This window comes from Streptomyces sp. NPDC090025 (genome assembly GCF_044748125.1).
Taxonomy (GTDB): Bacteria; Actinomycetota; Actinomycetes; order Streptomycetales; family Streptomycetaceae; genus Streptomyces.
Window position 1 is genome coordinate 76756 of the sequence record NZ_JBIVFL010000012.1, and the last position, 20809, is coordinate 97564.

Annotated in this window: 16 protein-coding genes; 9 read left to right on the forward strand and 7 right to left on the reverse strand. The window is 73.6% G+C overall.

The genetic code is table 11. From position 1 onward, the window contains the following. Nucleotides 1-40 precede the first annotated feature (40 nt). From ACIPXM_RS25255 to ACIPXM_RS25265, 3 genes are all read right to left on the reverse strand, one after another. Entirely contained in the window at nucleotides 41-1006 is a 966-nt protein-coding gene (locus ACIPXM_RS25255) for an esterase/lipase family protein (RefSeq protein WP_401659403.1), read from the reverse strand. A 201-nt stretch (nucleotides 1007-1207) separates the two neighbouring features. Continuing rightward, on the reverse strand, nucleotides 1208-3115 hold the full coding sequence (locus ACIPXM_RS25260) for a glycoside hydrolase family 5 protein (RefSeq protein WP_401659406.1): 1908 nt from the start codon (nucleotides 3113-3115) through the stop codon (nucleotides 1208-1210). Nucleotides 3116-3170: 55 nt separating this feature from the next. Beyond that, nucleotides 3171-4457, reverse strand: coding sequence for a YncE family protein (locus ACIPXM_RS25265; RefSeq protein WP_401659409.1), 1287 nt, complete (start codon nucleotides 4455-4457; stop codon nucleotides 3171-3173). A 391-nt stretch (nucleotides 4458-4848) separates the two neighbouring features. On the opposite strand from ACIPXM_RS25265, the gene ACIPXM_RS25270 reads away from it, so the two are divergent. From ACIPXM_RS25270 to ACIPXM_RS25285, 4 genes are all read left to right on the forward strand, one after another. Then, complete coding sequence (locus ACIPXM_RS25270; protein WP_401659412.1) at nucleotides 4849-5973, forward strand: sensor histidine kinase; 1125 nt, start codon at nucleotides 4849-4851, stop codon at nucleotides 5971-5973. Next, the gene (locus ACIPXM_RS25275) at nucleotides 5961-6743 is read left to right on the forward strand and encodes a DNA-binding response regulator (protein WP_401659416.1); all 783 of its coding nucleotides are present in this window, start codon (nucleotides 5961-5963) and stop codon (nucleotides 6741-6743) included. The genes ACIPXM_RS25270 and ACIPXM_RS25275 overlap by 13 nt, the downstream gene beginning before the upstream one ends. A gap of 108 nt (nucleotides 6744-6851) precedes the next feature. Then, a complete protein-coding gene (locus ACIPXM_RS25280; RefSeq protein WP_401659419.1) occupies nucleotides 6852-9959 on the forward strand; it encodes an AAA family ATPase in 3108 nt (1035 codons plus the stop codon). 211 nt (nucleotides 9960-10170) lie between these two features. Continuing rightward, a complete protein-coding gene (locus tag ACIPXM_RS25285) occupies nucleotides 10171-10725 on the forward strand; it encodes a DUF664 domain-containing protein (RefSeq protein ID WP_401659858.1) in 555 nt (184 codons plus the stop codon). Between the two features lie 75 nt (nucleotides 10726-10800). Here the strand turns inward: ACIPXM_RS25285 and ACIPXM_RS25290 are convergent, their stop codons facing one another. From ACIPXM_RS25290 to ACIPXM_RS25305, 4 genes are all read right to left on the reverse strand, one after another. Next, nucleotides 10801-12336, reverse strand: coding sequence for an ATP-binding cassette domain-containing protein (locus ACIPXM_RS25290; protein ID WP_401659422.1), 1536 nt, complete (start codon nucleotides 12334-12336; stop codon nucleotides 10801-10803). Further along, nucleotides 12333-15185, reverse strand: a complete 2853-nt coding sequence (locus ACIPXM_RS25295; RefSeq protein WP_401659425.1) for a lanthionine synthetase LanC family protein — start codon at nucleotides 15183-15185, stop codon at nucleotides 12333-12335. The genes ACIPXM_RS25290 and ACIPXM_RS25295 overlap by 4 nt, the downstream gene beginning before the upstream one ends. Before the next feature lie 118 nt (nucleotides 15186-15303). Beyond that, entirely contained in the window at nucleotides 15304-15417 is a 114-nt protein-coding gene (locus ACIPXM_RS25300; RefSeq protein ID WP_401659428.1) for a class III lanthipeptide, read from the reverse strand. Between the two features lie 250 nt (nucleotides 15418-15667). Then, on the reverse strand, nucleotides 15668-16474 hold the full coding sequence (locus ACIPXM_RS25305) for an HNH endonuclease family protein (protein ID WP_401659431.1): 807 nt from the start codon (nucleotides 16472-16474) through the stop codon (nucleotides 15668-15670). Nucleotides 16475-16691: 217 nt separating this feature from the next. On the opposite strand from ACIPXM_RS25305, the gene ACIPXM_RS25310 reads away from it, so the two are divergent. The 5 genes from ACIPXM_RS25310 (at nucleotide 16692) to ACIPXM_RS25330 (ending at nucleotide 20781) form a co-directional block, all read left to right on the forward strand. Further along, nucleotides 16692-17654, forward strand: a complete 963-nt coding sequence (locus tag ACIPXM_RS25310; protein WP_401659434.1) for a sporulation protein — start codon at nucleotides 16692-16694, stop codon at nucleotides 17652-17654. A 52-nt stretch (nucleotides 17655-17706) separates the two neighbouring features. Next, the gene (locus ACIPXM_RS25315; RefSeq protein ID WP_401659436.1) at nucleotides 17707-17979 is read left to right on the forward strand and encodes a twin-arginine translocase TatA/TatE family subunit; all 273 of its coding nucleotides are present in this window, start codon (nucleotides 17707-17709) and stop codon (nucleotides 17977-17979) included. Between the two features lie 263 nt (nucleotides 17980-18242). Then, a complete protein-coding gene (locus tag ACIPXM_RS25320; RefSeq protein WP_401659439.1) occupies nucleotides 18243-18728 on the forward strand; it encodes a cation:proton antiporter regulatory subunit in 486 nt (161 codons plus the stop codon). A gap of 3 nt (nucleotides 18729-18731) precedes the next feature. Next, on the forward strand, nucleotides 18732-20090 hold the full coding sequence (locus ACIPXM_RS25325) for a cation:proton antiporter (protein ID WP_401659441.1): 1359 nt from the start codon (nucleotides 18732-18734) through the stop codon (nucleotides 20088-20090). Nucleotides 20091-20175: 85 nt separating this feature from the next. Then, nucleotides 20176-20781 carry a cysteine hydrolase family protein gene (locus ACIPXM_RS25330; protein WP_401659444.1) on the forward strand — a complete coding sequence of 202 codons (606 nt, stop codon included), beginning with the start codon at nucleotides 20176-20178 and terminating at the stop codon, nucleotides 20779-20781. Nucleotides 20782-20809: the final 28 nt, after the last annotated feature.

A 20809-nucleotide genomic window follows, 5' to 3' on the forward strand; every position in this document is an offset into this window, starting at 1 on the left:
TCCGGCGGGCCCTTCGCCGTGCGGGGACGAGGGTCCGGGATCAGAAGGCGGGCAGCCTCGGGGTGCAGGGGGCGGGCGGGGCCGTGGGGTCCAGGGCGCGGGTGACCAGGCCGATCGCGCGGGGGCTGTACGTCATGCTGAGGTGGGCGGAGAGGTCGACGGCGCAGCCGTCCTGGAGGGTGACGTTGTCCACCGTCGCGCCGGGGCCCGCCGTCATGAAGGTGCTCTGCCAGGGCGTGGTGATCTCGTCGTACTTCGTGGCGATCACGGTGTAGTCGATGCCGGGGACGGTGTCGCCCTCGGCGTTGAGTTCCTTGATGAACTCGGACTTCTCGTACTGCTGGACGCCCGCGATCCCGAGGACCTTCTCCCCCGCCTCCTGGAGACCGAGCCTGTCCGCGAGCGTCTCGATGCCGCTCATGGTGGTGCCGTGGTTGGTCGCGCCGAGCTGGACGATCTTCTTGACCTTGTTCTTCGCGGGGTCGGCCGGGTCCGCGCCGCCGTCGGCCTTCAGATACCAGCGGGACAGGGTGCCGCCCTGGGAGTGGCCGACCAGGTCCACCTGGCGGGCGCCGCTGGCGGTGAGCACCTTGTCGACGAAGGCGGCCAGTTCCTTGGAGGACTTCCGGATGTCTCCGTACCCCTTCACGGTGGGCGCGAGCGCCACCCCGGCGTCGTCGGTGTCACCGAAGTCGAGGGCGTAGACGCAGAAGCCCTGGGCCTTCAACGCGGGGGACATCCGGGACCAGTTGTTGTAGCGGTTCTCGTAGGTGCCGTGGACCAGGACGACCGGACGCGGATGGTCGGCGCCGGGCCGGCAGTTCCAGTCGTTGGCGCCCAGCGGGTCGATGTCCAGGTGGATGATCGAATGGACCATCGCGGGAAAGAAGTCGTCCTGCTCGGGCCCGGTCTCCGCCGCCGCGGACGTGGCGGTGGCCAGGACCGTCGCCGCCGCGGCGGCGCAGACGGCGGTGGCGTACCTGGGTGTGCGCGTGGATCGCTTCACGAGTCCCCCTGAAGAAGCGTCGGTGTCGAATCGGTCGAATCTGCGGGATCTGTCGGATCTATCGAGTCCGCCGAACGGACAGCGGCAGTATCGAACAGCCGTGATCGGTCCGACAGTGGTGCGGGTGAGATGGCTGGTTCAGGCGCATCGCACTGGGACCGGCCGCCGCGCCCCCGGTCGGAAACGTGACGGCCAGGCGGCTCAGAGCGTCCGGCAGAGCAGCGCGTCCGGGGTCTTCCCCTTCGCCCAGGCGGCGGTGAAGGCGACTCCGGCGAGGTACTCGGTGGGAGCGCACTGACCCTTGTACGCGCCTGCGGCGAAGTCGCCGCCGGGGTTGCCCGCGGGGCGGTTGTCGGCGCGGTCGAACCAGAGGGTACGGCCGGTCACCGGCAGGGCATGGCTCGCCGGGGCGCAGAGCAGGGCCGAGACGGCCTGGCCGCGCAGGCTGTAGCCGATGGCGAACTGGCCCTGGGGGCACTGGAGTTTGGTGTAGCCGGAGGCCCAGTCGCCGTCCTTGACGTACCGCTCGTCGGTGACGGTGGTGAACGCCCCGGTGGCCGCGGTCAGCCCGCGGGCCGTGGTGTCGGTGCACAGGCCGCGGCCGTCGCGGTGGGCGAGACCGGTGAGGCGCTGGCCGTCGGGGCAGACGCCCTTGCGGGCGCCCGGGTCCCAGTCACCGGCGGCGCGGGCCCGCAGGGACTCGACGGCGTCGGCGTGGTCGAGGGCGAGCTGGTCCCAGTGGTCGGCGACGGGCACGGTTCCGGTGGTGGCGGGCGCGGCGACGAGCCGCTGCCAGTCCGGGGTGCGCCAGTCGCCGCCGTCGAGGACGCCGGAGCGGCGGCCCTGGGTGTCGTAGTCGAGCAGCTTCCAGCGGCCGTGTCCGGTGAAGCCGACGAGCGGCCAGTACGCGAAGTCGGCGTCGTCGGCGGCGAGCCGGTCGACGAAGTTGCCGAACCAGGCGCGGCCCTGCGGGTTGGTCTCGTCGGCGCCGATGCCGAACTCGCTGATCCAGACGGGTGCGGTGTAGTGCTGTCCGGTGTCGGCGGCGACGAAGAACGCCTGGCGGCGCAGGGTGGCGAAGAGTTCGTCGCGGGAGAGTTCCTGGTAGCGCCAGTCGTGGGTCTCGCCGGTGCCGGTGGCGCCGGTGTGGCTGGGGCCCGTGTAGCCGTAGAAGTGGGCGGAGTAGACGAGTTTGTCGGCGTTGACGAGGGTGTGCGAGAGGGTGCGGGCGGGTTCCAGGGTGGGCCGCCAGTGGAAGAGGCCGTCGGCGGGGATGCCCTGCCAGTTGATGCCCTCGACGATGATCAGCAGGTCCGGGTTGGCCTCGGTGAGCAGCCGGTCGCCGAGCCGCCGGCTCGCCGCCCACCAGTCGTGGTCGTCGCCGGAGCCCCAGTTGGCGTCGTCCATGACGGTGCGGCGGACCTCGTTGTAGAGGTCGGCGCCGACGACGCGCTTGTTGTCCTTGTAGCGCTTGGCGAGGAAGAGCCAGTCGGTCTCCCACTGGGCGGTGGACTGGCTGGTGTTCCAGCGTTCGTTGCCGTCGAGCCCGCAGCACCAACGGGAGGTGTTGGTGTGGTTGTTGAGGACGACGGCGAAGCCGTCCGCCGTGGTGGCGGCGATCACCGCGTCGAAGATCTGGAGCGGGGTACGGCCGCGCAGCTGGGGGTTGGCGGCGACGGCGGCGTCCGGCACCGGCCGCTGGTCGTGCAGCATCTCGTTGGAGAACGGCAGCCGGAGGCTGTTGAGGCCGAGGGCGTGGAAGTCGGCGAGGAGGGTGGCGAGCGGCAGCTGGTCGGACTTCTCGCCGTCGTGGTGGTTCGCGGGGTCGGCGAGGTCGCCGGAGCCGTTCCAGGAGCCTTGCGCGCCCTGCCAGTTGCCGGACTTGAGCTTGAACCGTTTGCCGTCGGCGTCGACGACGTACCGGCCACGGGTGGAGAGCGGCGGATTCCAGCTGTCGGCGAGGGCGGTGGCCGGGGCGGCGGCGGGAGTGACGCCGGGCACGGAGGCGGGCGCGGAGGCGGGCGCGGGGCCGGCACCGGCACCGGCCGTGGGGGCGGCGAGGGCCAGGAGGGCCGCGGCGAGCGCGGCCCCCAGGAGTGTTCGCTTCACGTCGTCCTTCTTCGGGGCTCGTGGGGGTCGCGGGGGTCGTGAGGCGGGCCGGGGCTCAACCGGCGGCGGGTCCCGTCCAGTCGGCGGGGACATGGGCGATCCTGACCCGCTGGGGGTGGTCGCCGACCGACACGGAGGCCACCCGGCGTCCGGTGGCGAACTCGATGGCGCTGACCCGGTCGGCGCCGCTCTCGGAGACCACGCAGGACCGGCCGTCGCCGCTGACCGTCGCCCAGTAGGGCTTGGAGGTCTCGACGAGCGGCCCCTCCTGGAGGGTCGCCCGGTCGACGACGGTGGCGTAGTCGTCCATGGTGCCCGCCACGCACAGCTTGGTGCCGTCGGGGCTCATCGAGAGGCCGTGGTGGCGCGAGTCGTTGACCCAGGTGGTGCGGTCGGTGCTCGTCGCCGGGTTGGCGGGCAGGGTCTTCAGACGGGTGATCCGGTCGGTGGCGATGTCGTACTCGAGGAAGCCGTTGAAGAAGGAGACCTGGAAGTAGAGCTTCTTCTCGTCCGGGGTGAACACCAACGGCCGTACGGCGTCGGAGAGATCGCCCCGGCCGAAGGCGTCGAGCCGGTCGCGCATGTCGGTGACCCGGACGGTCCTGAGGGTGGCCGCGTCCACGACGGTGATCTTGCGGTCGCCCTTGGTCCAGTCGAGCCAGGGCGCGTCGAGGGCGGTGGTGACCTCGCCGATGGACATGTTCCAGAGCAGTCCGTCGGAGGTGAAGACGTTCTCGTGGGGCTTGTCGCCGGTGGTGAACGAGCCGAGCTGGCGGCCGGTGACGATGTCCAGGACGTGCACGGTGTTGGCGGTGGAGGCGGACACCGCGACCCGGGTGCCGTCGGGCGAGACGGCCATGTGGTCGGAGCGGTAACCGGACACCGGGAAGCGCCAGTTGACGCGCCCGGTGCGCAGGTCGATGGAGACGACGTCGGCGAAGCTGGGCCGGGAGACCACCATGGCCGAGCCGTCCGGGGTGGCGTACATGTCGTCGACGAACTGGTCGTGGCCCTCGCCCGGGCCGCTGCGCACGCCGAGGAAGTAGGCCAGCCGGATCGGGTCGAGGTGGATCTCGCGCATCCGTTCGTCGCGGTCGGGGATGACGTTCACCCGGCCGATGCGGCGGAACTCGCCCCGGGACTCGATGACATCGGCGGTGCCGTCCCAGTTGTTCCCGACGAACATCACCTCACGCAGGTCCGCGGCCGCGCGCGAGGCGGGGGCGGCGGGGGCGGTCCCGGCGTCCGCACCGGCGGCGGGCGCGGTGGCGGCCGCGCCGCCGAGTGCGGCCAGCAGGGCGAGCGCGGCGGCGAGGGTGCCGGGTGTACGGGGAAAGGGCATGGGGGTTCCTTCTTCCGGCTTCCGACGTGGACTTACCCGAGGTAAGCATGGACATGCCACCCCCAACAAGCCTTCGGAACCCGCCTGTTACCACCGGGTACGCACTCCGCGCCGGACTCCGGGCAGCCCGCCCGCCGAACCGCCCGCCGAACCCCCCACCGAGCCACCCGGCGAACCGCCCCCGCTCCGGCCCCCGGCCCGTCACAGCAGCCGCACACCGCCTTCAAACCGCCCGCAAAACGGCTGGTAGCGGCCCTGTCGACGGATCCCGCCTCGGGCAGAATGCGGGTGCGGCGGGGGCCCAAGTGGACAAGGCGATGCGAGAGGCATGATCGTGGCGGTGGCGTCCTTACCTGTGTGGCGGTTACGGGCCTTGCGGCGGTGGAGCGGGATGGGCGCGCTGCAACGCGCGCAGTCCTTCATGATCCTCACCACCCTGCTCTACCGTGCCAGCCATCTCACCGTCGGCGTGGTCGGCGTCGCCCAGCGGCGTGACGGCCACGCCGTGGTGTATCTGGGCCTCGCCACCGCACTGGCGCTGAGCGTCCTGGTGTACGGGACCGCGCTGCGGCGCGGCTGGTTCGACCCGCGCCAGGTGTGGGCGGACGTCCTGGTGACCGGCTGCCTCCTGCCGTACGCCCTCTACGCCTGGGGCGAGGTCCGCGAGACCCCGCAGATCGGCTGGGCGATGCTGCTCGGCGGCTCGGCCAGCGCCGCCGCCGCGATCGCGCTGCGCCGCTTCCAGGTGCCGCTCGCCGTCGTCCTGCTCGTCGCCACCCATCTGGTCGGTTACGGCCTGGTCGGCGCCAGCCGCGCGGTCCAGGGCGGGCACCTCAACTCCCTGCTGTCCTCCGCCGTGATGGCCTGGGTGATGTGGTGGTACCTGCGCCGCCAGGGGCGGCTGCTCGACGAGGCCAACGCCCGCGCGCTCACCGCCGAGACCCAGAAGGCCCGTTACGCGGAGCGGCTCGGCCACCACCGGGCGCTGCACGACACCGTGCTCGCCACCCTCACGACGCTCGCGGCGGGCGGGATCGACGCCAACGCCCCCGAGGTGCGGGAGCGTTGCGGCCGGGAGGCGGCCTATCTGCGGCGGCTGATCCAGCAGACCGCCGACGAGGTGCACCACCCGGAGATCGGCGCGGCCCTGGAGGAGGCCGTCTCCTCGGTGGAGAGCCTGAAGCTGCGGGTGACCGCGCAGTACCACGGGCTGCCGCAGGTGCCGCCCGCCGTCGCCGCCGCGTTCGCCGACGCCGCCCGCGAGGCCCTCAACAACGTCCGGCGGCACGCGGGCACCGGGCACGCCTATCTCACCGCGACCGGCGACGCCGATGGCGGCGGTGGCGCCGTCGTCACGGTCGTCGACCGGGGGCCCGGCTTCGACCCCGACCACCATGTGCCGGGCTTCGGCCTGCGCGGTTCGGTGCACGCCCGGATGGCCGAGGTCGGCGGCCGTGCCGTCGTCGACACCGCGCCCGGCGAAGGGGTCAGGGTCGAGCTGAGATGGCCGGCGTGATCACCGTCTCCGTCGTCGACGACGACCGGATGCTGCTCGACGGGATGCGCGCCTGGCTCGGCTCCGTACCGGAACTCCGGCTGCTCAGCACGGCCGCGACCGTCGACGAACACCTCGAACTCCTCGCCGAACGGCGGCAGTCGGCGCCGCGGTCGCTCCGTGCGTCACCACCGGACACACCACCGGCAACCCCTCCGGACTCACCACCCGACGCACCTCCGAACCACCCACCGGACTCGACGTCGGAATCGCCACCGGACTCGTCACCGGACTCGCCGCCCGACGTGGTGCTGCTCGACCTCCTGCTCCGGGACGGCTCGGCCCCCGTCGACAACATCCGGCGGCTGCTCGCCAGCGGCAGCCGGGTCCTGATGATCAGCACCGTGCCCGACCGGGACCGGGTCATCGAGTCGGTACGGGCGGGCGCCGACGGCTATCTGACCAAGGACAACGATCTGCCGACCCTGGTCGCCGCCGTCAAGGACGTGGCGGCGGGCCGCGGCGCCCACTCCCCCGAACTCGCCTTCGCCTGCGCGCACGACCCCAGCCCCACCCGCCCCAAACTGTCACCGCGAGAGCGGCAGATCCTGCTCGACTACGCCTCCGGCCTCACCCTGAAGTCCGCCGCCCGGCGCGCCGGGATCACCGTGCACACCGCGAAGGACTACCTGGACCGGGTCAAGGCCAAGTACCAGCAGGCCGGCCGTCCCGCGTACACGAAGATCGACCTGTCCCACCGGGTCCGTGAGGACAGTCTGGACGCCGGCTGACCCCACCGGGCAAGCCCCCCAAACGGACGGCTGCCGGGGGCGGCCGCCCACTTCCTATCGTCGTGCCCGGCACGCCGCCGCCGGGCGGAGCCGGAACGGAGTGGGCAGATGACGGATCCGTACGCCTGTACCGTTCCGGCCCCCGGCGGCCTCGTGGGCCGTGACGAGGAGTGGAGCCGCCTCGTCACGGCCCTCGGGGCCGCCCGCTCGGGGCGCGGCGGGGCGGTCGTCGTGAGCGGCGAGCCGGGGGTGGGGAAGACCCGGCTGGCCGACGAGGCGATCGCCTGGGCGAGAGCCGCGGGCATGGCCACGGCCCGGGGCGGACCGGGAGGGGTGCGCACCACCGTGCCCTACCGTCCGCTGGCCGAGGCGATGCTCGCCCTCGCCCGCACCGAGCCGCCGCCCGCTCCTGGGGAAGCGGGCGGCCACGGCCGGGTCCTGACCCGGCTGCTCGGGGGAAGGGGCGGCCCGGACCCGACGGGGGGTTCCGGCCCACCGCCCCTGCGGGCCGCCGCGGCGGTCCTCCGCACCGTCGCCGCGGTGGCCGCCCGACGGCGGGGGTTCCTGCTCGTGCTGGACGATCTGCACGAGGCCGACCCGGGAACCCTCGCCGTCGTGGATCTGCTGCTCGACCAGCTCGCCCCGCTGCCGGTGCTGCTCCTCGCCACCACGCTGCCCGGCCACACGCCGACGGCCGCCCTGGCCGCGCGGGCCGCGCACCGGATCGAACCGGCCCCGCTGGCCCCGCCGGACGTCCGCCGGTTCCTGGCGGCCGCGTGGCGGGTGCCGGTCGAGTCGGTGCCCCCGGAGCTGCTGGGGCGGGCGGTACGGGAGTGCGCGGGGCTGCCCTTCCCGCTGCGGGAGTGGGCGGCGGAGCGGCCGGTACGTGAAGGGGGCGGCGGGTACGCCGATCCGTCCTGGCCCCCGACGCCCGACGTGACGCCTGACGTGACGGCCGGCAGTGCGGCTCGCACGACAGCCGGACCGACGGCCGGACCCGGGGCGGGCGCCCCGAGCAGTGGACCTCCGGGCGGGCCGGGCGCGTACGCCGACCGGCCGCGGGTGACTCCGGTGGCTCCGGTGACTCCCGTGGCCCCGGTGCCCGCGGCCGTCGCGGCGGACGTGCTGCGGCGGGCCGGACGCGCCGGGCCCGGGGTCGCCGAACTCCTCGGTGTGGCAGCCCTGTTCGACGAGGACCGGGTGTTCGTCCCGGAGCTGGTCCACGCCTGCGGGCGCTCCGGGGACGCCGTCGCGCGCGATCTCGCCGCGGCGGCCGACGTGTTTCTGCTCGCCGCCGATCCGGCCGCCCCCGGGCGTCCCGCGTTCCGGCACCCGCTGGCCGCCCGCGCCCTGCGGGACGCCCTGGACCCCGCCCGGCGCACCGCCGCCGCGCACCGGGCGCTCGGCGCGCTCGCGGAGCTCCGTCCGGGACTTCCGGGCCCGTGGCGGGCCAGCGCCGCCCTGCTGCACACGGCCGCCGGGGAACCGGCCGAGGCCGTGCGCCACTACGGACTCGCCGCGGCCGCCGCCTGCGCGGCGGGCGACGCGGACGGGGCCCTGACGCTGCTCGGCCGCGCGCACGCGCTGCTCACCCCCGCGCTGCCTCCGGACGTCCACGCGGACGTACGGGAACGGCTCCTGGACACGGTGATCGTGTCCGGGCGGCTCGACGCGCTGCCCGAAGGACTCCTCGACGGGCTGCTCGACCTGACCGGTGACCGCACCGCGCTGCCCGCGCCGCGCCGGGCCGGACTGCACGCCCGGCTCGCGCAGGCGAACGCGCTGGCGGGGCGCCCGATGGCGGCGCTGCGCCAACTGGACCTGGCACGCTGGCTGTTGGCCGCGCCCGGCGGCGCCGACCCGCGCGCGGTGGCCGTGGTGGAGCTGGCGGCGGCGCGGGTGGAACCGTACCGGCTGGCCCCCGAACGGCTGCGGACCGCCGCCGACGCGGCCCGGCGGGCGGCGGAGGCGGCCCGCTGGGCCCGGCTCCCCGACGTCGAGGGGCAGTCGCTGCTCACGCTCGGCAGGCTCGGCCAGGACCGGGACCCGGCGGGCGCCCTGACCTGCTTCTCCCGGGCCAGGGAGCTGGGGCTCGCGGCGGGCCTCGGGCCGCTGCGGATCGCGGCCGACGCCGGGCTCGCCCGGCTGGCCATGCGGCACGACGGGCTGACCGCCGCCGTCGAGGAGACCCGCCGGGAGGCGGAGCGCGCCGGACTCGCGCCGGTCGCGCACGGCACCGGCTTCGCGCTCGCCCTCGACCAGGTGCGGCGGGGCGCGTTCGGCGCGGCGGGCGAACTGATCCGGGCGGGCGAGGCCGACGCGGCCCGCCGGGGCATGGCGCGCGCGGTGGCGCACTGGCGGCTGGTGGCGGCGGTACGCCGGGCGCATCAGGGCCTGGGGGACGAACTGCGGGAGGAGTTAGGGAGGTTGGCGCCGTACGCCGACACGGCACCGGGGCTGCGGGCGATGGAGTTCGGGCTCGCCAGGGGGTTCCACTCGCTGCTGCGGGAGGACCACGAGGCGGCGGAGCGGGAGTTCGCGCAGGCCGTCGGGTACGACGCGGAGAACCCGGCCGCTGGCGACTTCGGGCGGCACGGCGTCGCCCTGCTCTGCGGGGTGCTCGCGGGCCGCACCGGGCGGCGCCACCACGACCGGGCGCTCGCGGCGGGCGCGGCGCTGGCCCGCTGGAACCGCCCGTTCGCGGGCCTCGCGGACGCGGTGCTGCTCGGCCGTGAGGGCCGCCCGGCCGAGGCGACCGGCGCGGCGGCGGCCGCGCTCGCGGCGGCCGCCCCGTACCCGCTGGCCCGCAGGCTCGGACTGCGGCTCGTGGCGCGCGCCGCGTACGAGGACGGCTGGGGCGCGCCCGCGGACTGGGCGCGCGAGGCCGAGGAGTACTTCCACGGCGCCGGGCTCCCGGCACCGGCCGCCGCCTGCCGGGCGCTGCTTCGCGGGATGGGCGCGCCGGTCCGGCAGCGCCGCTCCGGCTCCGAGCGGGTGCCGCCGGGCCTGCGCCGTCACGGGATCACGGTGCGCGAGTTCGAGGTGGCCCGGCTGCTCGCCGAGCGTTTCGGCAACCGTGACATCGCGGGCCGGCTGCACATCTCGCCGCGCACGGTGGAGAAGCACGTGGCCAGCCTGCTGCAGAAGACGGGTCACCCCAACCGGGCGGCGTTCGCGTCCGCCGCGCACGAGCTGGTGCCGGGCTCGGCCCGCTGAACCGCTTCCCGCCGCGCGCGCTCCGCCGATGCGCGCCATGCTCCGGGATATTCGCTGGTGGGACGGGTGCGGACCGACGGATGATGCGGCCATGGACTCCTTGGACACGGATCAGCGTCAGGGCGACAGGGCGGGTGGCGGCACCGGTGGCGGGCGGGACGCCGAGGGGGCGGCGACGCACCGCTGGACCACGGCGACGACCCACCCGGACATGTGGCTGGACCCGGCGGACGACCCGCGCGAGTCCGCATCCGACCACGCCGGGGACGGACAGCCGGGCGTGGACGGCGTCGCGGGCGGCATCGCGGACGGCGAGCGGCGCGCCCTGCTCGACGGGCTGCGGCACTTCCGGCTCACCATCGAGATGAAGTGCGCGGGCCTGGACGCGGAGCAGCTGGCGCGGCGTTCGGTGCCGCCGTCCACGATGTCGCTGCTCGGCCTGCTGCGGCACATGGCGGAGGACGAGCGGCACGTCCGGCGGATGGCCGGGGTGGCGTCGCCGCGGATCTACCGGACCGCGACGGACCGGGACGCCGACTGGAACGGGGCGGTCGCCGACCCGGCGGTGGTGGACGAGGCGTGGCGGCGGTGGCGGGCCGAGTGGGAGCTGACCGACGCGTTCGTCGCCGCCCATCCGGATCTCGGCGCGGTGACCGGGGAGGCGCCGCTGCGCGACATCCTGGTGGCGCAGATCGGCGAGTACGCGCGGCACAGCGGTCACGCGGACCTGCTGCGCGAGCGGATCGACGGCCGGGTCGGCCAGTAGCCGCAGCCCCGCCCCCCTTGCCGTTGCCGTGCCCGGTGCGTGATGCGGACCGCTCGCGCAGGGGGTGCGGTGCGGTCACCCGGGTACGCGGTCGGGCGCGCCGACCCTGACCACCCGGTCGAAGTCGCGGTCGAGGTCCGCGTCGCCGTGGTGGACGACGAGCAGGGCGCGGCCGGCCGTCCGCTCGTGGAGCAGCCGCAGGACGCGGGCCCGACCGGAGGCGTCGAGGTTGGCGAAGGGTTCGTCGGCGAGATAGACGTCGGCGTCCTCGGAGAGCAGCGCGGCGACGCCGACGCGCTGGCGTTGCCCCGAGGAAAGGTCGGCCGGCAGTTGTCCGGCGACCTCGTCGAGGTCGAGGGCCGTCAACAGGGTGTGATCGGCGACGAGTTCGCGGACCGGCAGCGGCGGCAGTTCGACCGGGCTGGTGAGTCCGGCGACCCGGGGCGGCAGGGTGACGGTGCCGGTGTCGGGGGCGAGGGTGCCCGCGATGACGTGCAGCAGGGTGGTCTTGCCGCAGCCGTTGGGGCCGCGCAGCAGGACCCGTTCGCCGGGCCGCTGGACGAAGTCGGGCAGCGTCACCTCGGCCGGGCGCCCGGCGTCCGCCCCGTACCGGACGCGGGCGCCGCGCACCCCGATCAGCTCGCCCCGCTCGGGCGCGGGGATGCCGGGGGCCACGCGCAGGGCCTCGATGCGCTGGAGGACGGCGGTGCTGCGCCGGGTCTGCGGGATCATGTTGACCAGGTCGAAGATGCCGGTGACGGCCCGCCAGAGCGAGTTCACGAAGGCGAGGAAGCTGCCGAAGGTCATCCGGCCGGAGAACACGAAGAAGGCGCCGATGACCATGGACGCGGTGTCCGAGAGGTTCATCACCAGGTCGCTCAGGGTGCGCTGACGCTGGGTCAGCCGGTGGTTGGCGAAGGTGATGCCGAGGAAGCCGCCGAGCGCGTCCCGGTTGGCCGCCCGGGTGGCGGGGCGCAGGGCGGGCAGTCCGCGCAGGGCGTGGACGGCGGTGAGGGTGCGGGTGAGGACGTGGACGTAGCGGGCCTCGGCCTCGCGTTCGGCGTCGGTGTTCTTCGCGATGTGCTTGGCGAGCCGGTTGCTGGCGAGGACCAGGGGCGGCACGATCACCAGCAGGATGAGACTGGCCTGCCAGGAGAGGTAGAGCAGCACACCGAGGAAGACGAGCGAGGCGACGGCCTGGCGGGCGATCCGGATGGCGACGTCGACGGCCGGGAGCACCCCCTCGCGGACGTCGTTGTGGATCCGGCTGACGTACGAGGCGGTGCCGGGTTCGGCGAGCCGCCGCCCGTCCAACGCCAGGGCCCGGTCGAGGAGTTCGGACTCCACGGCGAGCACGAAGGCGTTCTCGTACCGCTTGCGCCAGAGCGTGACGGCGTACCCGGCGAGGTTGAGGGTGAGGCCGAGCAGCAGGTAGCAGCCGCCGAGGAGCAGGAACCTGCGGAAGTCGGCGGTGAGGATCGCCTGGTCGAACAGGGCCTTGAGCAGCAGCGGATGCAGCAGGGCCTCGATGCCGCCGGTGGCGGCCTCGGCGGCGAGGATCGCGGTGAAGGGGCCCCGGTGGCCGCGCAGGGTCCGCCACAGCTGGTTCACCGCTCCACCTCGTCGAGGAGGAAGTCGGCGCCGCCGCCGGTCCGTGCCCGGTGCAGGGCGCGCAGCACGCCCGCCGAGCCGGTCAGGTAGTCGGTGGCGCAGCGGAGCAGGCCCTCGCCGGGCACACCGAGCGGGGCGGCACCGGCGGGGTCGCGCGGCACCCGGAAGCGCGCCGCCGGTTCGAAGAGGAACACCCGTCTGACGTAGTCCAGTTGGCGCAGCGCGATGTCACGGTAGGAGCGGTCGCGGGTGAGTTCGGCGGCGTCCAGGAGGGTGTCGGCGATGCCGCTCATGCCGTACGAGTACCCGGGCAGCACGGAATGGCCGATGTCCAGGCCGCGGAGCACCTCACGGGCGTCGTCGAGCGCGCCGTACCGCAGCAGCACCCGCGCCGTTCCGGCGGAGCCGACCTCCACGTACGGCTCCATGGTGCCCTCGTGCTCGAACATCAGCGGTCCGCCGAGGTCGTCGAGCGGGCGGGCGTGCGCCATCTCCCAGCCGAGGGCCGCCCGGCCGAGCCGCAGGTGCCCGGCCTCGCCGGTGATCTGGTGCATCCGGAGCAGGAACAGCGCCACGCCGGCCTGACCGAAGCCGAGCCCGGTCAACGGGCCAGATCCGGAGAAGGAGTTGAGCCAGTAGGCGCCGTCGTCGTCTCGGCGGGCGGTGGCGTGCAGCCGGTCGGCGCAGGCGCGGGCGGCGGCGAGGTGGCGGGGGTCCTCGGTGTGGAGGTGGAAGCGGAGGTTGGTCATCCCGAGTCCGGCGAGACCGTAGTAGAAGGTGTGGTCGAGGCCGGTGGGGCTCGGGGTGCCGGAGCCGTCTCCGGAGTTGTCTCCGCTGCCGTTTCCGGTGCCGGTGCCGGGTGCGGCGGTGAGGGCGCGGCGGTTCGCCAGGGCGAGCAGTTCGGCCGCCTCGGTCCGCAGACCGAGGGTGTCGGCGGCCCAGGCGATGCCCGCGAGGCCGCTCATCAGCCCGTCGGGGTAGGCCCGGTGATCGATTCCGGCCAGCCGCTCGCGCAGCCATTCCCGCCACTCGGGCCGTACCGCGATGCCGGAGGCGTTCAGTGCCCACAGCACCCCGCTCGCGCCGAAGCCGAGGCTCAGCGGATTGGTCACGTGCGTGAACGGGTCGGCCGGGAACAGCGTGGCGCGCTCCGGGTCGGCGACGGCGGTGACGAACGCCGCCACCCCGGCTTCGGCCGCCGCGAGCGCCGCCGGGTCGCCCGGACGCGGCGCCGGCTGCCGCACCTCGGCGATCAGCCCCTCCTCGTCCGCGAGCGCGTCGACGACGTCGCCGAGGCTGATCCGGGCGCCCGCCAGGTCGAGGATCAGCCGGTGCAGCCGGGGCGGCCAGCCGAGGCCGTCGAAGTAGAGGCGGTAGCCGTCGAGCACGTTCTCGCGGAGGTACGACATGGCGGCGACCGGGAAGACGAAGTAGGCCATGGTGGTGGCGAGGGCGAACAGATCGCCCTCGAAGCCGAATGCCTCGTAGGTGTGCCGGGAGAGGCTGAAGCCGGGCGTGAACAGCTCCACCGGCCGGTCCAGACCGCCGAGACCGCCGAGTCCCTCGCCACCGCCCGGACCGTCGGTGCCCGTGTCCCGGTCCCGCCCGTCCTCGGCGTCGGCCGCGCCCTCGGCCTCGGCGTAGGCGTCGTCCGCGAGGCGGCATGCCTCCAGGTCGACGATGGTCACCTCGTACGTCGCCGGGTCGATCAGCAGATTGGCGGCGGTCAGGTCACCGAGCACGACATGGCGCTGGTGCGCGGCCTTCACGGCGCGGGCGAGGCTGCGGAAGACCGTGACGAAGATCCGCAGGAAGTCCTTGGCGGCGTGGAGGTCGTAGCCGGGGCGGGCCAGCGGATTGCGTTCCAGGAGCACCGCGCGGATGTCGGAGCCGTCGATGAACTCCTCGGCGATGAAGTGGTGTTCCCAGTGGGTGAAGTGGGCGATGGGCGCGGGGAAGGCGCCGGTCCCGGCGAGCCGGTTGAGGAAGGTCCACTCGCGGGCGAGGATGCCGACGGCGTCGTGGTCCTGCCGCGGATTGGGATTGGTGTGCGGGCGGGCCTCCTTGAGGACCACCTTGCGGTCGCCGTTCGCGGTGTCCTCGGCGGTGTAGACGCCACCGCTGTTGGAGAACTGGATCGCGCCGGTCACCCGGAACCGCCCGCCGAGCAGGTCCTCTTCCGGACCCTCGTCCGACGCGTCCGGCTTCCAGTCGGTGAACGGCCAGGCAACCCACCAGGGTCGGGCGGCACCGGGCCGCCGGTCGTCGGGCACGGGGGCACCGTCGGGTCCGGTGATGTACGGGACCCGGCGCCCGAGCACGTCGACGGTGTGGGTGTCGAGGAACTGCCCGTAGCGGAAGTAGAGCGATCTGTGGTGGCGATAGCGCTGGTCGGAGAGCACGTACGCGCCCTCGGTGCCCGCCAGGAGCCGGCCGAGCTCGGCGAGGCAGAGGCGGAAGCGTTCCTCGTCGCGCGGGTAGACGGTGACGAGTTTTCCGGCGCTGCCCCGGGACATGCCCTTGGAGTTGAGCATCTCGAAGATGTTGAGGTCCAGGGCGATCTTGAAGTCATGGCCGTGCTCGGTGAGATGACCGATGACGGCGGTGGCGACCTCGCGGACGGACCGGTGGTCGGCCGAGACATGGATCTTCCAGCCCTGCGCGGGCAGCTCCGGATCGTGCCGGTGGCTCCACCAGATGCCGCTGCGGACGAACCGGGCCCGGATCCGCTCGTCGAACCCGGCGAGGAAGTGGTCCGCGCGCGGGACGTAGTGGACGTCCAGCGGGTCGAAGAACAGCGTGTCGTTCCAGGCGAAGAGGAACCGGTTCACCCATCGTTCGTTGCGCATCTCAGCCTCAGCCAGCCTCTGCGTCGGTCCTGCGGCCGCCGCCCGCCGACGGCCGGGTGCACGGGGGTGGGCCGTGGGGGGGCGCGCCCGCGGCGCCCCCGCACGGCTCACCGTCGGATCACTCCGGCTTCGCCTGGCAGCAGGTGCTGCTGGAGCTGGTGATGCTGATGATCGCCGCGTGGTGGGTCGTCGCGGCCGCCTCCATGTTCTGGAGCTTGAGAACGCTGCTCATGCGGTTCATCTCCTCGGGTGGGTGCCGGTGCGCCGCGTGGCGCACGCGCTGGTGTCCGTACCGGCCGGCCGTTCGGCTCCAGACCAGTCAACGCCAGCGCCGCGCAGCGCACATGGGCGTTCCGCCCCCATAATCCGAGCGCGCGGACGGCCGGGAATCCGGGGGCCGGGGATCAGGGGGCGGGGCACCCGGGTGCGGGCCCGGGTGCGGATACGGGTACGGGCCCAGGTGCGGATACGGGCCCGTGCGATCAGGAGCCGCAGGTGTCCAGCATCCGGCCGAGCGTCGCCGCCTCGGCGGAGGTCGCCGTCAGGCCGTACGTCGACTTCACCGAGGTCCACGCGCGCGCGTACACGCACCAGTAGCCGCGCGACGGCGGCTGCCACTCGTCCGGGCCCTGGTCGCCCTTGGACCGGTTGGTGACGGCGGAGACGGCGAGGAGCTGGGGGTGGACCAGGTCGTTGGCGAACGCCTTGCGCTTCTCCTGGGTCCAGCGGTCGGCGCCGGAGCGCCAGGCGTTGGCCAGCGGCACCATGTGGTCGATGTCCAGACCGGATGCCTTGGTGAACGTCTTCCCGTCGTAGACGCTGAGCCAGTTGCCGGAGACGGCCCGGCACTGGGAGTCGCGCCGCACCCCGGTCCCGTCGCGCTCGAGGACGGTCTCGCGGGTGTTGCAGCTGTCGCCCTGTTCGGCCCAATGGGGGAACTTGTCGCGGCTGTAGCCGGTCATCGAGCGTTGCGGGGCGATGGTCAGCGCGGCCAGTCGGGTACGGGCGAGGGCGGCGCTCGGCAGCCCGGGGAGCTTCCCCTCGACGCCGGCCGGGGCGCCGCCACCACCGGTGCCGCCGCCGCTGTCACCGCCGGGGGCGGTGGTGCGCGGGGCCGCCGTACGACTGGGGGCCTTGGCGTCCGGGCGGGCCGAGCCGCCGCCGGAACCACCGGAGCCACCGGCTCCGCCCGGACCGTCCACTCCGCCCGAACAGCCGGTGAGTACGGCGGTGACGAGCACCGCGACCGCCGCCAATCCCGCTATGCCTGTGCCCTGCTGACGCCCCATGAGCTGGATCGTTCCCTCCGCCGCTGTCCGGTACGCGCGCAGCGTAGCGGTTCGGTGCGGAGCCGCCGAACCATGCTCTACAGTCACGTAGAAGTTCGTTGAAGTTCGTTGCGCGGGCATTCCCCGCAGACATTCCCTGCGGACATCCCCCGCGGACATCCCCCGCGGACGTTCGGCTCGCCCCGCTCGTGAAGGACATGAAGGAGTGGACGCCACGATGGTGTTCAAGAGGCTGCTCGGCTCGCTCGGCGTCGGCGGTCCCGCCGTCGACACGGTTCTCGACCCGGGGCCGGTGACCCCCGGCGGTCCGCTCGGCGGACAGGTGCTGCTGACCGGCGGGGGCGGCGACGTCACCATCGAGCACGTCACGCTCGAACTGGTCGCGCGCGTGGAGGCCGAGCACGGCGACGGCGAGTCGGAGGGCCTGGTCGTCTTCCACCAGCACGTCGCGGGCGGCAACTTCCGCCTCGCCGAGGGCGAGCGCACCGCCGTCCCCTTCACCTTCCCGCTGCCGTGGGAGACCCCGCCGACCGAGCTGTACGGGCAGGGCCTCGGCATCGTCCTGGGCGTGCGCACCGAGCTCGGCGTGGCCGGGGCCCGCGACAAGGGCGACCTGGATCCGCTGACGGTCCGGCCGCTGCCGGTCCAGGAGGCGGTGCTCGACGCGTTCGGGCGGCTCGGGTTCGGCTTCCGCTCGGCCGATCTGGAGCTGGGCCGGGTCGGCGGCACCGGTCAGCGGCTGCCGTTCTACCAGGAGATCGAGCTGACCCCGGCGCCCGGCTCCGCCCACCGGTTCCGCGAGGTCGAGCTGACCTTCGTGGCGGGGGCCGCCGCGATGGAGGTGGTCCTGGAGGCGGGGGCGCACGACACCCTGGCCCGCTTCACGGTCGGTCACGACGCGGTCGACCGTACCGACTGGGTGGCGGTCGTCGACGGCTGGCTCCAGGAACTCGCCGGACGCGCCGCGCCCCAGCCGTACGGCGGGCATCACGCCGACGCACACGACGGACACCACTCCGACGCGCACCACGGACACCACGACGGACATCACGGCGGCTTCGCCGCCGGGGCCGCGGGTCTGGCGGCCGGGTTCGTGGGGGGTATGGTCGCGGCGGAGGTCGTCGACGAGGTGGGCGACTTCTTCGAGGACGACGAGGACGACGAGGCCGACGAAGAATGAGGGTCGGCACCGCACCCGCCCACCCCCCTGCTGCCGGAAGGAACCGGAAGTCATGTTCGGCATGAGTGAGATAGCGATCCTGCTGCTCGTGGTCATCGTCCTCCTGGGCATCAAGAAGCTGCCGGGCCTCGTCCGCAGCGCGGGCACGTCGAGCCGCATCCTGAAGCGCGAGTCCCGGGAGATCCGGGACGAGGACGACCGGCCGATCGAGCCCGTCGCCACCTACCAGGTGAAGTCCGAGGAGCCGCTGCCCCCGCGCACCGCGGAGCGGACCGACCCCGGCGGCCCCACCGGCCCCACCGGCCCGACCCGCCCCACCGGCTGAACGCGGGAGCCCCGGCCCCTCCCTCCTCTCTCCCCCGCGATGCGCGCGTGCACGGCTCAGGCCGTGCCCGCGCGCATCGCGCGTTTCCGCGACCGGTTGTCATCTCTTGGCCAGGAATCGGCGCCGTTGGTCACTATTCGTGACCAATGATCTCCAATGAGGCACTTTGTTGCCTGGGTAAAGTAATTACCAAGACGCCGCCCTGCCGGATCGGACGTCTTCCTTCCGCATGCCTGCCCGCAGCCGCCCTGAGGAGATTTCGCATGCCCGCCGCGCGCATGAGCCGTACCCCACTGCCCGGGATCGGGGTCCGTTACGACCTGACCACCCGTGAGGACCGACGATTGTCGGTGGTCGCGGGCCGGGACGGCAGCCGGGTGCTCAGCGCGTACCACCGGGACGATCCCGATGAATGCTCCTTGTCGGTGCGGCTGACCGCCGGGGAGTCCGAGGCGCTGATCGACGCGCTGATGCCCGATCACCACGCGCCCACCCTGCTTTCGACCACCGACCTCGGCCTGGTGGCCGAGCGGATCGCGCTCGGCGCGGGCTCGCACTGGAACGGGCGGGTGCTCGGCGACACCCGGATGCGCACCGAGACCGGCGTCTCCATCGTGGCGGTGCTCCGCCGCGCGGACGCCATCCCCTCCCCCGGCCCCGACTTCCGGCTGGCCGGGGGCGACACCCTCATCGTCATCGGCACCCGTGAAGGCGTCGACGCCGCCGCCCTGATACTCGGAAGGGAGTGATCCGTGCACTCGTCCGCCGTCTTCCTCATCGAGTTCGGTGCGATCATCCTCGGTCTCGGCCTCCTCGGCCGGATCGCCGGACGGCTGAAGTTCTCCCCGATACCCCTCTATCTGCTGGCCGGGCTCGCCTTCGGTGAGGGCGGGCTGCTGCCGCTCGGCGCGAGCGAGGAGTTCGTGGCCATCGGCGCCGAGATCGGCGTCATCCTGCTCCTGCTGATGCTCGGCCTCGAGTACACGGCCACGGACCTCGTCACCAACCTCAAGACGCAGTACCCCGCCGGACTGGTCGACGCCGCCCTGAACGCCCTGCCCGGCGCCCTGATGGCGCTGCTGCTCGGCTGGGGCCCGGTCGCCGCCGTGGTGCTCGCGGGAGTCACCTGGATCTCCTCGTCCGGCGTCATCGCCAAGGTGCTGGGCGACCTCGGGCGGCTCGGCAACCGGGAGACCCCGGTGGTGCTCAGCATCCTGGTCCTCGAGGACCTGTCCATGGCGGTCTACCTGCCGATCGTCACCGCCCTGCTCGCGGGCGTCGGGCTCGCCGCCGGAAGTCTCACCCTGGCCATCGCGCTCGGCGTGGCCGGTCTCGTGCTGTTCCTCGCGGTCCGTTACGGACGGCTGATCTCGCGGTTCGTCTCCAGCGACGACCCGGAGAAGCTGCTCCTCGTGGTGCTCGGACTGACGCTGCTCGTGGCCGGGGTGGCCCAGCAATTGCAGGTGTCGGCGGCCGTGGGCGCGTTCCTGGTCGGCATCGCGCTGTCCGGTGAGGTCGCGGAGGGCGCCCATCACCTGCTGAGCCCGCTGCGCGATCTGTTCGCCGCCGTGTTCTTCGTCTTCTTCGGCCTGCACACCGACCCGGCGAGCATTCCGCCGGTCCTGGTGCCCGCCCTGGCACTTGCCGTGGTGACGGCCCTGACGAAGATCGCCACCGGTTACTGGGCCGCCCGCCGGGCGGGGATCTCGGTACGGGGCCGCTGGCGCGCGGGCGGCACCCTGGTGGCGCGCGGCGAGTTCTCGATCGTCATCGCGGGACTCGCGGTCGCCGCCGGGATCGAGCCCTCGCTCGGACCGCTCGCCACGGCGTACGTGCTGATCCTGGTGGTCCTGGGTCCGCTCACCGCCCGCTACACGGAGCCGCTCGCGACCGGCCTCACCGGCTGGTACGGACGCCGCCGGCCGTCCCGTACGCCGGAACTCGCCCACGCGTCCCCGGCGGACGCGGTGGAAGCGGTGGAAGCGGCAGAAGTCGTGGACTCGATCGCAACGGTGGAAACGGTGGAAACGGACGCGGACACCGCGACGGCAGCGGCGATGTCCGGATCTGCAACTCACATGACATTGCCGCCATCCAGGGATGGTTCGTAGCGTGGAGGGACAGTCACCGGGCCGTGCTCACGGCCCGGGACCGGACTGTCCACGACCCATGAACCGACCCTGAGAAGGGGCAGCGATGTCCACCACCACGCCCTCCACCACCCTGCGCGAGCTGAACGGCTTCGACCAGACCCCGGCCTCCCTCGCGGGTTCGACGCTGGTCCTGATCGACTACCAGAACACCTACACCAAGGGTGTGATGGAGCTGGACGGCTGGGAGGCCGCCCTGGACGCCGCCGCCGATCTGCTCGCCCAGGCGCGTGCCGCCGGTGCCAAGGTCGTCCACGTGATCAACGACGGCGGCGAGGGCACCCCGTACGACATCCGCACCGAGATCGGCCAGATCCACCCGCGGGTGGCGCCGGTCGACGGCGAGCCGGTCGTGGTCAAGACCGTGCCCGACGCGTTCGTCGGCACCGACCTCGCCGAGCACCTGGACGCGGCCGGTCACAAGGACGTCGTCATCGCCGGGTTCATGACGCACATGTGCGTCGCGTTCACCACGGCGGGCGCGTTCCTGCGCGGCGACCGGCCGACCGTCGTCGCCGACGCGTGCGCCACCCGCGCGCTCGCCCCGACCGGTGCGGCGGTCTCCGCCGAGCAGCTGCACCTCGGTGCGCTCGCGATCATGGACGACCTGTACGGCGTCGTCGTGCCGAACACCGCCGCGCTCACCCGCTGACGCACCGACGCACCGACGCACCGACGCA

What these genes read in the sequence shown, in the direction of transcription:
- ACIPXM_RS25265 (WP_401659409.1), bottom strand. Translation starts at nt 4,457, where the DNA reads ATGCCCTTTCCCCGTACACCCGGCACCCTCGCCGCCGCGCTCGCCCTG.
- ACIPXM_RS25270 (WP_401659412.1), top strand. Translation starts at nt 4,849, where the DNA reads ATGGGCGCGCTGCAACGCGCGCAGTCCTTCATGATCCTCACCACCCTG.
- ACIPXM_RS25275 (WP_401659416.1), top strand. Translation starts at nt 5,961, where the DNA reads ATGGCCGGCGTGATCACCGTCTCCGTCGTCGACGACGACCGGATGCTG.
- ACIPXM_RS25280 (WP_401659419.1), top strand. Translation starts at nt 6,852, where the DNA reads ATGACGGATCCGTACGCCTGTACCGTTCCGGCCCCCGGCGGCCTCGTG.
- ACIPXM_RS25285 (WP_401659858.1), top strand. Translation starts at nt 10,171, where the DNA reads ATGTGGCTGGACCCGGCGGACGACCCGCGCGAGTCCGCATCCGACCAC.
- ACIPXM_RS25295 (WP_401659425.1), bottom strand. Translation starts at nt 15,185, where the DNA reads ATGCGCAACGAACGATGGGTGAACCGGTTCCTCTTCGCCTGGAACGAC.
- ACIPXM_RS25300 (WP_401659428.1), bottom strand. Translation starts at nt 15,417, where the DNA reads ATGAGCAGCGTTCTCAAGCTCCAGAACATGGAGGCGGCCGCGACGACC.
- ACIPXM_RS25305 (WP_401659431.1), bottom strand. Translation starts at nt 16,474, where the DNA reads ATGGGGCGTCAGCAGGGCACAGGCATAGCGGGATTGGCGGCGGTCGCG.
- ACIPXM_RS25310 (WP_401659434.1), top strand. Translation starts at nt 16,692, where the DNA reads ATGGTGTTCAAGAGGCTGCTCGGCTCGCTCGGCGTCGGCGGTCCCGCC.
- ACIPXM_RS25315 (WP_401659436.1), top strand. Translation starts at nt 17,707, where the DNA reads ATGTTCGGCATGAGTGAGATAGCGATCCTGCTGCTCGTGGTCATCGTC.
- ACIPXM_RS25320 (WP_401659439.1), top strand. Translation starts at nt 18,243, where the DNA reads ATGCCCGCCGCGCGCATGAGCCGTACCCCACTGCCCGGGATCGGGGTC.
- ACIPXM_RS25330 (WP_401659444.1), top strand. Translation starts at nt 20,176, where the DNA reads ATGTCCACCACCACGCCCTCCACCACCCTGCGCGAGCTGAACGGCTTC.